Raw genomic sequence first — 12,376 nt, 5'->3', positions numbered from 1 at the left:
CGAACTATGGCACCTGCGGGCAGAAACGCGAAGGGGCCGGGAATGATCCCGGCCCCGTCAGTGTTCACTGTCCGTAGTTTATCAGCCGATGGCTGCGGCCTTCACGTCTTCGTCGATATAGGGGACGTATTGCGCGAAGTTGTCCGAGAACATCTTGACCAATTTCGAGGCCTGCGCGTCGAAGGCGGCCTTGTCGGCCCAGGTGTCGCGCGGGTTGAGCAGCGTGGCGTCGACGCCCGGCACCGAGACCGGAACCTCGAAGCCGAAGTTCGGATCCTTGCGGAACTCGACAGCGTTCAGCGAGCCGTCGAGCGCGGCGGTCAGCAGCGCGCGGGTCGCCTTGATCGGCATACGTTTGCCGGTGCCGAAGGCGCCACCGGTCCAACCGGTGTTCACCAGCCAGCAAGACGCGCCGAAGGTGTTGATCTTTTCCTGCAGCAGCTTGCCGTAAACCTCGGGGCGGCGCGGCATGAAGGGCGCGCCGAAGCAGGTCGAGAAGGTCGGCGTCGGCTCGACCACGCCCACTTCGGTGCCCGGGGTCTTCGAGGTGAAGCCCGACAGGAAGTGATACATGGCCTGCGCCGGGGTCAGACGCGCGATCGGCGGCAGGACGCCGTAAGCGTCGCAGGTGAGCATGATCACGTTCTTCGGGTGACCGCCAAGCGCCGATTCCGAAGCGTTCGAGATGTAGTGCAGCGGGTAAGCGCAGCGCATGTTGTCGGTGATCGAGTTGTCGAAGAAGTCCAGCTCAAGGGTTTCGTCGTCGAAGACCATGTTCTCGACCACGGTGCCGAACATCGAGCAGGTCGCGTAGATTTCCGGCTCGGCTTCTTTCGACAGGTTGATCGTTTTCGCGTAGCAGCCGCCTTCGAAGTTGAAGGTGCCCTTTTCCGACCAGCCGTGCTCGTCGTCACCGATCAGCGTGCGCGACGGATCGGCCGAAAGCGTGGTCTTGCCGGTGCCCGACAGGCCGAAGAACACGGCGGTGTCGTCGGGGTTGCCGATCGCGTGGTTGGCCGAGCAGTGCATCGCCATCACGCCCTTGCCGGGCAGGATGTAGTTGAGCAGCGTGAAGACCGATTTCTTGTTCTCGCCAGCATAGGCGGTGTTCGCGATCAGGATGAGCTTCTTGTCGAAGTTCAGCGCGATCACCGTTTCCGAACGGCAGCCGTGGCGTTCCGGGTTGGCCTTGAACGACGGGCAATTGATGATGGTGAACTCGGGCGCGAAAGTGTCGAGTTCGGCGCGCTCGGGGCGGCGCAGCATGGTGCGGATGAAGAGGCCGTGCCAGGCCAGTTCGGTCACGACGCGCACATCCAGACGATGCTCGGCGTCGGCGCCGCCGAAGAGGTCCTGAACGTAGTAATCCTTGCCCTTCATATGCTCCAGCATGTCGGCATAGAGGGTGTCGAACTTGGCGGAATCCATCGGTTTGTTGTTTTCCCACCAGATCGTATCTTCGACGTCGGGGGTGCGGACAACGAACTTATCCTTGGGCGAACGGCCCGTGTGGGCGCCGGTCGTGCAGTAGAAAGCGCCACCCTTGCCAAGCGTGCCTTCGCCGCGCTTGAGCGCGCTTTCGATCAGCGCCGGCTCGAGCAGGTTGTAATAGACATTGCCCAGACCAGTGATGCCTTGATCTTCCAGGCGTTTCGCCGGGTTCACACGTCCAGTGATCATCTGTAGCTCCCGATGCCGTCGCGCGGCGTTCATTGGGTTCCTCCCGGCACCCCCGGCCAAAAGGGATACCGATCCGTCGCGAGTGGTCGCGTCGAATGCGGCCCCTATAACATGACGGTTCTGCGAAGGAACAGAACGGTTTGACGCAGTTAGCGCAACCATCGACGTTTTAGCGCAACCAAGAACCTGAGGTGCGGCAATTTAGTCAATCGTAGGAATTTTTCGTCACGAATGATTCGGCTTGGGTGTCCGATTCGCACAAGCCGGTTGATTCCGTGAAACGGAAAGCAGAGAATGTTTCCAAAGTATAATGAATAGGCAGATAGAGGGCATGAGCATGTCGAGGATCGCGCTCGTCGACGATGATCGCAACATTCTTACCTCCGTTTCGATGACGCTTGAGGCTGAAGGATACGAGGTCGAAACTTTCAACGATGGCCAGGCGGCGCTTGAGGCTTTTGGAAAGCGTCTGCCGGATATGGCGGTGCTGGATATCAAGATGCCGCGGATGGACGGGATGGAGCTGTTGCAGCGCATCCGGCAGAAGTCCTCCATGCCGGTGATCTTCCTGACCTCGAAGGACGATGAGATCGACGAGGTTCTGGGTCTGCGCATGGGCGCCGACGACTACGTCAAGAAGCCTTTCAGTCAACGCCTGTTGGTCGAACGCATCCGCGCGCTGCTGCGCCGGCAGGAGGCGATCAGCACCGGCGAGGTTGCCGTGACCGAGGATACGAAGGTCATCGTGCGGGGCCATCTGACCATGGATCCGCTGCGCCATTCGGTCAGCTGGAAGGGCAAGGAAGTCACGCTGACGGTGACCGAGTTCCTGCTGTTGCAGGCGCTGGCGCTGCGCCCGGGTTTCGTGAAATCGCGCGATCAGCTGATGGACGTCGCCTATGACGATCAGGTCTATGTGGATGACCGCACCATCGACAGCCACATCAAGCGCCTGCGCAAGAAGATGCGGGCGGCCGACGATGATTTCTCTGCTATCGAAACGCTCTACGGGATCGGTTATCGTTACAACGAAGAATGAGCATTTCGGGACGGATAGGGTTGGGCCAGGCCAGAGGCGGTGATACAGATGTCGTCCTCGGCGAGGATTGGACCGGTGCCGAAAGCACCGTCCAAGATGACCTGTCCATGGGGCGGGCGCAGCGCGGCGTCGTCTCGCTGAACCGTTCGCCTCTGGCGCGCAAGATCATCACCTTCAACCTCATGGCCATGGTCATGATGGTTGCCGGGGTGCTCTATCTCAACCCGTTCCGCGACAGCCTCGTCTACCAGCGCGAAAGCGCGATCGTGAACGAGGCCGGGCTGATCGCCGACGTCTTCGAGGCGCGGATGCCGAAAGAGGCGCCCGTCAACCTTGCGGCCGGTGACGGGATCGACCTGGCCGACACATTGGCCGGGATCAAGCTGCCCGAGGGCACGCAGCTTTACCTGTTCGACACGCGCGGCAACCTGCTGATCTCTTCGGACTCGGCGCCGACGGCCAGCCGCGGAACGGTCGAGGGGCTTGAGCCGAACAAGCGTACCACGCTGATCACCGATCTGCTCAATCGCGGATGGGACTGGCTGACGGGGCTGATGCGCCCGACGCAAAGTGCCAACCAGTCGTTCGACATCGAGAAGATGCTCGGGGCGTTGGTGCCCAAGGTTGAGCCGGGCAAGACCCAGATCTCGACCAGTCGCGATCCTGCGGGGTCGACGATTTTTTCTGTCGCGACAGGGCTTTACCAGAATGACCGGATGGTGGGCCTGCTGGCGATCACCTCGGCCGCCGGCGAGATCGACGAGCTGGTGCGGGTCGAGCGCGAGCAAGTGCTGCAAATGTTCGTCGTGGCGATCATCGTCTCGATCGGGCTGAGCCTCGTTCTGGCCTCGACGATTGCGAACCCGCTTGCCGATCTGGCTGCTGCGGCTGAGATCGGTAGCGACCGCGGCGCGCGCAAGATGAGCCCCGCCCGCGTGCGCATCCCCGACCTGACCGCGCGGCCCGACGAACTCGGACGTCTTTCGGCGGCCTTGCGCGGGATGGTGGCTGCGCTTTACGACCGGATCGATGCGAACGAACAGTTCGCCGCCGACGTTGCGCATGAGATCAAGAATCCGCTGGCCAGTCTGCGCTCGGCGGTGGCCTCGCTGCACATGGTCAAGCGCGACGATCAGCGCACCAAACTGCTTGACGTGATCGACCACGACGTACGCCGTCTCGATCGTCTCGTCAGCGATATCTCCAATGCCTCGCGCCTCGATTCGGAACTGGTCAAGGAAGAGGAGCAGTCCTTTGATCTGATGAAAATGGTCGGCAGCGTCGGCAAGCATCTGGGCGAACAGGCGGCCGAGAAGGGGATCGACTTCATCATCGACCTGCCGCGCGATCCTATCGTGATCAGTGGCCTTGAAGGGCGCCTTGCGCAGGTTTTCGTCAACCTGATCGGCAATGCGATCTCGTTCTGTGAAGACGGCGATGCGGTGCGCATCTGGGCGCGGCGCCGCGACAATCGCGTGCTGGTGGTCGTCGAGGATACCGGCCCCGGCATCCCCGATGAGGCGCTGACCAAGGTCTTCAAGCGATTCTATTCGCAGCGGCCGGTTGGCCAGTTCGGCGATCATTCGGGCCTTGGGCTTGCGATCTCGAAGCAGATTGTCGAGGCGCATGGCGGCGTGATCTGGGCCGAGAATATTCGCCCGACCGACGCCGATATCACTTCGGAGCCGCTCGGTGCGCGCTTCGTCGTCGGCTTGCCGCTCTGACCCCGGGGGTTCGGGTGGAGGACGCCGCGCAGTCCATTCTCCACGCCAGCTGTGTTGCACTGGATGCCCTGAACGGGGTGCTGATCCTTGGCCCCTCGGGCGCGGGGAAATCGACGCTTGCCCTGCAACTGATGGCCTATGGCGCGTATCTGGTGGCGGATGACCGCGTCGCGTTGCGTACGGACGGGCCCGATGTTGTGGCGAGCGCGCCCGAGTCGATCTCGGGCCTGATCGAGGCGCGGGGCGTTGGGATTCTGCGCGCGCAGCCCCTCCCATCCGCCCGAATTCGCCTTGTGGTTGATCTGTCGCGCGACGAGACCGAGAGACTGCCGCCGAAGCGCGAAACAAACCTTTTAGACAGGTTTCTGCCTCTTGTGCTGCGGGTGCAACATGGTCATCTTGATCTCGCTGTTCTGCAATGGCTGAAGGGTGGGAGACACGCGTGAGTGACGAGGGCAAGGCCACGAGGGAGGCTGCCAGCCGTGTCGTGCTGGTGACCGGTCCATCCGGGGCAGGCCGCTCGACCGCGATCGCGGCGCTCGAGGATCTTGGCTACGAAACCATCGACAACCTGCCGCTCAGCCTGGTGCCGCGCTTGCTGGACGGGGCGCTTTCGCAGCCCATGGCGCTTGGCATCGACGTGCGCAACCGCGAGTTCTCGGCCATCGCGCTGATCGAGCTGATCGACCGGTTGACTCGCACGCCGACCGTGCGGCTTGAGATCCTTTTCATGGATGCGCGGGCCGATGTGCTGCTGCGGCGCTATTCCGAAACCCGCCGCCGCCATCCGCTGTCGCCCGGGGATGCGCCCGAGGTCGGCATCGCGCAGGAAATCGACCTGCTGGCCCCCATTCGCGCGCGCGCCGATGTGCTGATCGACAGCTCCGACATGACGATCCACGATTGTCGCGCCGAGATCGCACGCCTCTTCGATATGGGGCAGCGCGACCGGCTGGCGGTGACCGTCCATTCGTTCAGCTATAAGCGAGGCGTGCCGCGCGGGCTTGACATGATGTTCGACTGCCGGTTCCTCGCCAACCCGCATTGGGTGCCGGAACTGCGCCCGCTGAGCGGTCTTGATGCCTCGGTAGCCGGGCATGTTGCGGCCGATCCGCGTTATGAGGAATTCGTGAGCCGGGTGCGGGAACTCTTGCTTTTCCTGCTTCCGGCCCATGTTGAAGAGGGCAAGAGCCACCTGTCTGTGGGCTTCGGGTGTACCGGCGGGCAACACAGGTCGGTTGCCGTAACGGAAAGCATGGCCAAGATGCTTGCGGAAGCAGGGTGGCATGTGTCTAAACGACACAGGGAATTGGAGCGGCAGGCACAGGTTCTGCCCGGGGTGAAAGAGGCTAGCGGCGCGTGATCGGGATCGTGATCGTGGCACATGGTGGTCTGGCACGCGAGTATCTCGCGGCGGTCGAGCATGTCGTCGGCCCGCAAGAAGGTATTCGCGCCATCACCATCGAAGACGACCATGACCGGAGCGCCAAGCAGTCCGAGATCCGGGCGGCCGCCGATGCGGTCGATGCGGGCGACGGTGTTGTCGTGGTCACCGATATGTTCGGCGGCTCGCCTTCGAACCTCAGCCTTCTGGCCTGTGAGGCCTGCGAGCGGGAAATCATCTACGGTGCCAACCTGCCGCTGTTGATCAAGCTTGCGAAATCGCGCAGTCTCGGCGTCCACGCGGCGGTCGAGGCGGCTCTTGATGCCGGTCGCAAATATATCAACAGCTATACGGCATACGGGACAGACGCGAAGTAATGGTTTCCAAGGTCTTGAAGATCGTCAACGAAAAGGGGCTGCACGCCCGTGCCTCGGCGCGGTTCGTCGAGGTGGTGGAGTCCCACGACGCGCGTGCCGAGGTCGAGAAAGACGGGATGCGCGTGTCCGGCGATTCGATTATGGGGCTTCTGATGCTGGCGGCGTCCCGGGGGACCACCATCGCGGTCACCACCCACGGGCTTGAGGCAGAGCAACTGGCCGATGCGCTTGAGGCGCTGGTCGCCGATCGGTTCGGCGAAGAGAACTAAGCCCGCCAGGGCGGAGAAGCAAAAGGCGCGCGAAATCGCGCGCCTTTGTCGTTTGTCGAGTATCGCTTAGCGCGTCGGAACGGGCTTTTCGCCACGATAATCGTAGAAGCCACGGCCCGATTTGCGGCCAAGCCAGCCAGCCTCGACATATTTCGTCAGCAGCGGGCAGGGGCGATACTTGGTGTCGGCGAGCCCGTCATGCAGCACGTTCATGATCGCCAGACAGGTGTCGAGACCGATGAAATCGCCCAGCTCAAGCGGCCCCATCGGGTGGTTCGCGCCAAGCTTCATCGCCTGGTCGATCGACTCGACGTTCCCCACGCCCTCGTAAAGCGTGTAGACCGCCTCGTTGATCATCGGCACCAGAATGCGGTTCACGATGAAGGCGGGAAAGTCCTCGGCCGAGGCGGTGGTCTTCTTCAGCGAATGCACCACGGCCAGCATGATGTTGTAGGTCTCGTCATCGGTCGCGATGCCACGGATCAGCTCGACCAGTTTCATGACCGGAACGGGGTTCATGAAGTGCAGGCCGATGAACCGCTCGGGGCGGTCGGTGCGCGAGGCAAGACGCGTGATCGAGATCGACGAGGTGTTCGTCGCCAGGATCGTTTCGGGTTTCAGATGCGGTAGGAGGGCGGCAAAGATCTGGTCCTTGACGGCTTCGCGCTCGGTCGCGGCCTCGATGACAAGATCGGTCTGGCCAAGGTCGGTCAGCGTCAGCGTGGTCTTGATGCGGCTGAGGGCGGCGATCTTGTTGGCCTCGGTGATCTTCTCGCGCGAGACCTGCCGGTCGAGGTTCTTGGTGATCGTCGCGATAGCCCGGTCGAGGCCTTCCTGTGCGATGTCGTTCAGCAGCACCTCATAGCCCGACTGGGCAAAGACATGCGCGATCCCGTTGCCCATCTGGCCTGCGCCGACGATTCCGACTGATTGAATACCCATTTTCGCCTCTCGTTTGCGGTTGCAGAATGATAGCTTTGCTGCGCCGCAGCACAAGCGCAATCAGCCGGTTTTGCTGCGGAAAAGCGCGACATTTTCCCCTTAGCCCTTTGGCAAGGGTTGGCTGCGATCATGCCCTTGGGTGAGTCGAAACTTGGGTGGGGAAAATGGCTTTCGAATATCCGGGCGAAGGTGCCCTTGATTACTTTCCGTGCCGCTACGGCCCCTCGAAGCTGCTGTTTCGGGGTCCAAGGCGCGACCTGACAGAGCCCTATCTGGCGGCCTTCGGCGGTGGCGAGACCTATGGCAAGTTCGTCGAGAACCCCTGGCCCAGTCTGGTCGAGGCCAAGCTGGGCCTGCCGGTCATCAACTTCGGCTATCTGAACGCCGGGATCGATGTGTTCTTCAACGAACCCGCCGTGCTGGGGGCCTCGCGCCGGGCCAAGCTGACGGTGATCCAGCTGATGGGCGCGCATAACATGTCGAACCGTTTCTACTCGGTCCATCCGCGGCGGAACGATCGGTTCCTGAAGGCCTCGAACCAGCTGCGCAGCCTCTTCCCCGAGGTCGACTTCGCCGAATTCAACTTTACCCGCCACCTGCTGAGCGTGCTGCATGAGCGCGCGCCGGAGCGTTTTGGCGCGATCACGGCTGAACTGCGCACAGCATGGGTTGCGCGCATGTCATCGTTTCTGGAGCGGATGGGCGGCCGCAAGGTGCTGCTCTGGCTGGGAGAGTATCGCGATCCGTCGGTCCATGACCCGCTAGGGCCGGAGCCGCTGCTGCTCGACGAAGGGCTTGTCGCCCAGATCAGCGGTTTCGCCGATGTTCTGGTGAAGGTGCAGCCATCGGTTGCGGCGCGTACCACGGGGGTTGCGGGGATGATCTTCGGTCCGATGGAGGAGCTAGCGGCCAGCACCATGCCCGGCCCCGTCGTTCATCGCGAGATCGCCGAGGCGATCACGCCGGTTCTCGCTCGGATGCTCTGAGATAAGAAAAAGCCCCGCCATTGGCGGGGCTTTGCGTTGGTAGCGCCCGCGATCAGAGCTTCCCGGTCAGTTCCGGGATAGCCGTGAACAAATCGGCGACGAGTCCGAAGTCTGCGACCTGGAAGATCGGGGCTTCTTCGTCCTTGTTGATGGCGACGATGATCTTGCTGTCCTTCATGCCCGCGAGGTGCTGGATCGCGCCCGAGATGCCGACGGCCACGTACAGTTCCGGCGCCACGACCTTGCCGGTCTGGCCGACCTGCCAGTCGTTCGGCGCAAAGCCAGAGTCCACCGCCGCGCGGCTTGCGCCGACAGCAGCGCCGAGCTTGTCGGCGAGCGCCGTGATCAGCGCGAAGTCGGCTTCGGAACCCACGCCACGGCCACCCGAGACCACGATCTTGGCCGAGGTCAGTTCCGGGCGATCCGAGGCCGCCACCTTGTCCTCGACCCAAGAGCTCAGGCCCTTGTCGCCGGCACTTGCCGCGGCCTCGATCGGGGCCGAACCACCCGCGCCCGCGGCTTCGAAAGCCGTCGCGCGGATCGTGGCGACCTTGACCTTGTCCGAGGATTTCACCGTCTGGATCGCGTTGCCCGCGTAGATCGGGCGCTCGAAAGTGTCTGCGTCGACCACGCCGACCACATCCGAGATCACCATCACATCCAAGAGCGCCGCAACGCGCGGCAGGACGTTCTTGGCCTCGGCCGTGGCAGGCGCCACGATATGGGTGACGCCACCGGCGAGCGAGACGACCAGATCGGCCAGCGGCTCGGCCAGGCCATGCGCATAGGCTGCATCATCGGCGGTCAGCACCTTGGCCACACCGTCGAGCGCCGCGAACGGTGCCGCATCCACGCCCGCACCGGCCACGAGCACCGTCACCGGGCCCATCTTCTTGGCCGCGCTCAGCGCCTTCGAGGTCGCGTCGAGGCTGTTCACCTCAGCAATCAGAAGAACCGACATCACAGAACCCCCGCATCTTTCAGTTTCGCCACCAGCTCGTCGACCGAGCCCACCTTGATGCCAGCCGAACGGCCCGCCGGCTCTGCCGTCTTCACGACGCTCAGGCGCGGGGTCACGTCGACGCCGTAATCGGCGGCGGTCTTCTCATCGAGCGGCTTCTTCTTCGCCTTCATGATGTTCGGCAGCGAGGCATAGCGCGGCTCGTTCAGACGCAGGTCGGCGGTCACGATCGCCGGCAGCTTGACCGAGATGGTCTGCAGACCGCCATCGACCTCGCGCGTCACTTTCGCGCTGTCGCCGGCAATCTCAATCTCCGAGGCGAAGGTCGCCTGACCCCAGCCGAGCAGCGCCGCCAGCATCTGGCCGGTCGCGTTCATGTCGTTGTCGATCGCCTGCTTGCCCGCGATCACCAGGCCCGGGGCCTCTTCCGCGACAACCTTGGCCAGGATCTTGGCCACGGCCAGCGGCTCGATGTCCTGATGCACGTCATCGGCGGCAACAACCAGGATCGCGCGGTCCGCGCCCATCGCCAGCGCCGTGCGCAGCGTCTCTTGCGCCTGCTTCACGCCGATCGAGACCACGACGATCTCGCTCGCCGCGCCCTTCTCCTTCAGACGGATCGCCTCTTCCACCGCGATCTCGTCAAACGGGTTCATCGACATCTTCACATTCGCAAGATCGACACCGCTCCCGTCCGCCTTCACGCGAACCTTCACGTTGTAGTCAATCACCCGCTTAACAGGCACCAATACCTTCATGGGCGTGCGTCTCCCTACTGTTGATTCCGCCCAAAACAGGCGGCTGAACAAGCTCTCGGCAATTTTGTTACAAGAGGGGCGCGTCGAGGGACAGAGTAAAATCGACCCGTTTCGGTGTCGCTACGTCACGTCGCAAACGATGTTTGCGCTAGCGGTGCGGATTACCCGGCCGAAGAGGGGCGGGCGGGATGGATTCGGCCCTGTCGAGGGTCAACGGTTGGCGCCGGGAACCCAGAGCACATCGGCGCGGCCCTCCTCATTGGCGATCCGAGCCGCACAGAAGAACCAGTCGGACAGGCGGTTGAGGTATTTCACCGCCCAATCGTTGACCGCTTCGGTCGAGGCAAGCGCGACGGCATCGCGCTCGGCGCGGCGTGCCACGGTGCGCGCGTGGTGCAGATGCGCCGCCAGCGCCGATCCGCCGGGAAGGATGAAGCTGCGCAGCGGTTCGAGCCGGGCGATCATCGCGTCGATCTCGGCTTCGAGCCGCGAGACCTGCGGCTCGACGATGCGCAGAACGGGATAGCCCGCCTCGGCATCCTTCTCCATCTCGGGGCGTGCAAGATCGGCGCCGAGGTCGAAGAGGTCATTCTGAATGCGGGCCAGGGCTGCGTCGGCCTCGCCCTCTGCATGCAGGCGGCACAGGCCCAGAACCGAGTTCAGCTCATCGACCGTGCCATAGGCGCAGACGCGGGGCGAGTGTTTGGCCACGCGGGTGCCGTTAACCAGCGCGGTTTCGCCCGCGTCGCCGGTCTTGGTGTAGATGCGGTTCAGAACGACCATGGCCGGCCTCCTTCAATCAGCTGCTCTGGCGCAGCCAGACAAACAGCAGAATAAGCGCGATCGCAACCGCCTGCGCCGCGATGCGCAGGCGCATCAGCTTGTTGGCATGCTTGCGGTTGAACTCGCCGCCCTTCGCGAAGCCGCCGATTCCGATCATCAGGATCACCAGAACGGCCAGACATGCGGAGGCAACGATGATGAAGAACATGTCGTCGCGCATTCAAATCTCCCAGGCGCCTCTCGGGGGCGCTGCGTCAGACTAACGGGCGTGTCGGGAAATGCGACACAAAAACTCAGGCGCGGGCCAGAAGCCAGTCGCGCAGCCGCGCGGGGGCAAGGCGGCGGATCGTGGCTGCGGCATGGGTGGCCTTGGTCACATAGTAATGCGAGCGCGGGTTGGGCGCTTCGAGCGCCTCGAGAATTGCCGCGGTGACGGCGGAGGCAGGCAGTTCGAAGCGGTCTTTCTTGCCCGAGGGCTCGTAAAGGCGCTTGAGAAGAGACGCCTGATACTGCTCGCGCCGGGCTGAGTTCTGCCAGTCGACCCAACGCTCGAAATGCGGGATCGAGTTGACGCGGATCTTCGAGGGGATTGGGCCGGGGTTGATGGTGATGATCTTGATGGGTGTGTCGCGCATCTCAAGCCGCAGCACGTCGGTCAGCCCTTCAAGGGCGAATTTCGTCGCCACATAGGCGCCGCGCCAGCGGATGCCCACAAGGCCCAGAACCGAAGAGCATTGCAGAATGCGCCCCGAGCCTTGCGCGCGCATCACCTGGATGGCGCGGGCGGTCAGGTCGTGCAGGCCGAAGAGATTGGTCTCGAAGATCTCGCGCAGTGCATCTGCGGGCAGGTCTTCGACCGCGCCGGGGCAGGCAAAGGCCGCGTTGTTGTAAAGCGCGTCAAGGCGCCCGCGTCCGCGCGCAAGAGCCTCATTGAAACCGGCTTCGATCGAGGCGGGGTCGGCGACATCAAGTTGAAACGAGATCAGCCCTTCGCTGCGCAGCCGCTCGCAATCATCTTCCTTGCGGCAAGTGGCAAAGACCTTCCAGCCTGCGGCCTTCAGCCCGTGCGCCGCATCGTAGCCGATGCCAGACGAGCAGCCGGTGATCAGGATGGTTTTCGACATGACTGCCCCCGCATTGATGTGCGGGGGCAGTTTTGGCCGACTTCCCGAGGGAATGGAAGCGGCTCAATGTGGTTCAGGGTTTGGCGGGCTTTCCGGGGGCGGGGCGCAGAACCTCGGGGCCCAGGGTGGGCGCATATTCGATCGGCACGATCAGCGCGCCGGTTTTGTTGGGGTCGGGCGCGCTTTCGTTGATCGACTGTGCGCAGGCCACGCCGCAGCCGGGGGAGGCGGCAAGATCTTCGTCGGGCTGGCCCCAGACGGCAAGCACGATGAACACGGCGGCCAGCGTGGTCAGGGTCAGTTTCAGCATCGCGACCTCCGTGATCTTGCGAGTTGGTGCAGGATCGCG

The 12,376-nt window shown here is 63.2% G+C and carries 15 protein-coding genes; 7 read left to right on the top strand and 8 right to left on the bottom strand.

The window, feature by feature from the left end:
• Nucleotides 1-81: 81 nt before the first annotated feature.
• On the bottom strand, nucleotides 82-1,680 hold the full coding sequence (locus N3C64_RS10805) for a phosphoenolpyruvate carboxykinase (protein ID WP_260014361.1): 1,599 nt from the start codon (nucleotides 1,678-1,680) through the stop codon (nucleotides 82-84).
• A 337-nt stretch (nucleotides 1,681-2,017) separates the two neighbouring features.
• On the opposite strand from N3C64_RS10805, the gene N3C64_RS10800 reads away from it, so the two are divergent.
• From N3C64_RS10800 to N3C64_RS10775, 6 genes are read left to right on the top strand one after another with little or no spacing between them, the layout of a single operon-like run.
• Nucleotides 2,018-2,719, top strand: coding sequence for a response regulator transcription factor (locus N3C64_RS10800; protein ID WP_218630638.1), 702 nt, complete (start codon nucleotides 2,018-2,020; stop codon nucleotides 2,717-2,719).
• Complete coding sequence (locus N3C64_RS10795) at nucleotides 2,716-4,443, top strand: sensor N-terminal transmembrane domain-containing protein (RefSeq protein WP_260014360.1); 1,728 nt, start codon at nucleotides 2,716-2,718, stop codon at nucleotides 4,441-4,443. Before N3C64_RS10800 ends, N3C64_RS10795 begins: the two co-directional genes overlap by 4 nt.
• A gap of 14 nt (nucleotides 4,444-4,457) precedes the next feature.
• Complete coding sequence (locus N3C64_RS10790) at nucleotides 4,458-4,889, top strand: HPr kinase/phosphorylase (protein ID WP_260014359.1); 432 nt, start codon at nucleotides 4,458-4,460, stop codon at nucleotides 4,887-4,889.
• The gene (rapZ, locus tag N3C64_RS10785) at nucleotides 4,886-5,806 is read left to right on the top strand and encodes an RNase adapter RapZ (protein WP_260014357.1); all 921 of its coding nucleotides are present in this window, start codon (nucleotides 4,886-4,888) and stop codon (nucleotides 5,804-5,806) included. The genes N3C64_RS10790 and rapZ overlap by 4 nt, the downstream gene beginning before the upstream one ends.
• A complete protein-coding gene (locus N3C64_RS10780) occupies nucleotides 5,803-6,204 on the top strand; it encodes a PTS sugar transporter subunit IIA (protein WP_218630505.1) in 402 nt (133 codons plus the stop codon). The genes rapZ and N3C64_RS10780 overlap by 4 nt, the downstream gene beginning before the upstream one ends.
• Entirely contained in the window at nucleotides 6,204-6,473 is a 270-nt protein-coding gene (locus N3C64_RS10775) for an HPr family phosphocarrier protein (protein ID WP_260014356.1), read from the top strand. Before N3C64_RS10780 ends, N3C64_RS10775 begins: the two co-directional genes overlap by 1 nt.
• Before the next feature lie 66 nt (nucleotides 6,474-6,539).
• Here N3C64_RS10775 and N3C64_RS10770 read toward each other — a convergent pair whose 3' ends face one another.
• The gene (locus N3C64_RS10770) at nucleotides 6,540-7,415 is read right to left on the bottom strand and encodes a 3-hydroxybutyryl-CoA dehydrogenase (protein ID WP_260014355.1); all 876 of its coding nucleotides are present in this window, start codon (nucleotides 7,413-7,415) and stop codon (nucleotides 6,540-6,542) included.
• Between the two features lie 164 nt (nucleotides 7,416-7,579).
• Between N3C64_RS10770 and N3C64_RS10765 the strand changes: the two genes are divergently transcribed.
• Nucleotides 7,580-8,401 carry a DUF6473 family protein gene (locus tag N3C64_RS10765; protein ID WP_260014354.1) on the top strand — a complete coding sequence of 274 codons (822 nt, stop codon included), beginning with the start codon at nucleotides 7,580-7,582 and terminating at the stop codon, nucleotides 8,399-8,401.
• A 52-nt stretch (nucleotides 8,402-8,453) separates the two neighbouring features.
• On the opposite strand, the gene N3C64_RS10760 is transcribed toward N3C64_RS10765, so the two are convergent.
• From N3C64_RS10760 to N3C64_RS10735, 6 genes are all read right to left on the bottom strand, one after another.
• Nucleotides 8,454-9,362, bottom strand: a complete 909-nt coding sequence (locus N3C64_RS10760; protein ID WP_260014353.1) for an electron transfer flavoprotein subunit alpha/FixB family protein — start codon at nucleotides 9,360-9,362, stop codon at nucleotides 8,454-8,456.
• Complete coding sequence (locus N3C64_RS10755) at nucleotides 9,362-10,120, bottom strand: electron transfer flavoprotein subunit beta/FixA family protein (RefSeq protein WP_218631619.1); 759 nt, start codon at nucleotides 10,118-10,120, stop codon at nucleotides 9,362-9,364. The genes N3C64_RS10760 and N3C64_RS10755 overlap by 1 nt, the downstream gene beginning before the upstream one ends.
• Before the next feature lie 210 nt (nucleotides 10,121-10,330).
• Nucleotides 10,331-10,903 carry a cob(I)yrinic acid a,c-diamide adenosyltransferase gene (locus tag N3C64_RS10750; protein ID WP_260014351.1) on the bottom strand — a complete coding sequence of 191 codons (573 nt, stop codon included), beginning with the start codon at nucleotides 10,901-10,903 and terminating at the stop codon, nucleotides 10,331-10,333.
• Nucleotides 10,904-10,919: 16 nt separating this feature from the next.
• On the bottom strand, nucleotides 10,920-11,123 hold the full coding sequence (locus tag N3C64_RS10745; protein WP_218630906.1) for a twin transmembrane helix small protein: 204 nt from the start codon (nucleotides 11,121-11,123) through the stop codon (nucleotides 10,920-10,922).
• A 73-nt stretch (nucleotides 11,124-11,196) separates the two neighbouring features.
• The gene (locus tag N3C64_RS10740) at nucleotides 11,197-12,027 is read right to left on the bottom strand and encodes an SDR family NAD(P)-dependent oxidoreductase (protein WP_260014349.1); all 831 of its coding nucleotides are present in this window, start codon (nucleotides 12,025-12,027) and stop codon (nucleotides 11,197-11,199) included.
• Nucleotides 12,028-12,100: 73 nt separating this feature from the next.
• Nucleotides 12,101-12,337 (bottom strand): hypothetical protein, encoded by a 237-nt coding sequence (locus tag N3C64_RS10735; protein WP_218630904.1) that lies wholly within the window; start codon nucleotides 12,335-12,337, stop codon nucleotides 12,101-12,103.
• Between the last annotated feature and the right edge of the window lie 39 nt (nucleotides 12,338-12,376).

Source organism: Sedimentimonas flavescens (genome assembly GCF_025154035.1).
GTDB lineage: Bacteria > Pseudomonadota > Alphaproteobacteria > Rhodobacterales > Rhodobacteraceae > Rhodobacter > Rhodobacter flavescens.
This window is presented reverse-complemented; position numbering and strand designations above follow the sequence as displayed.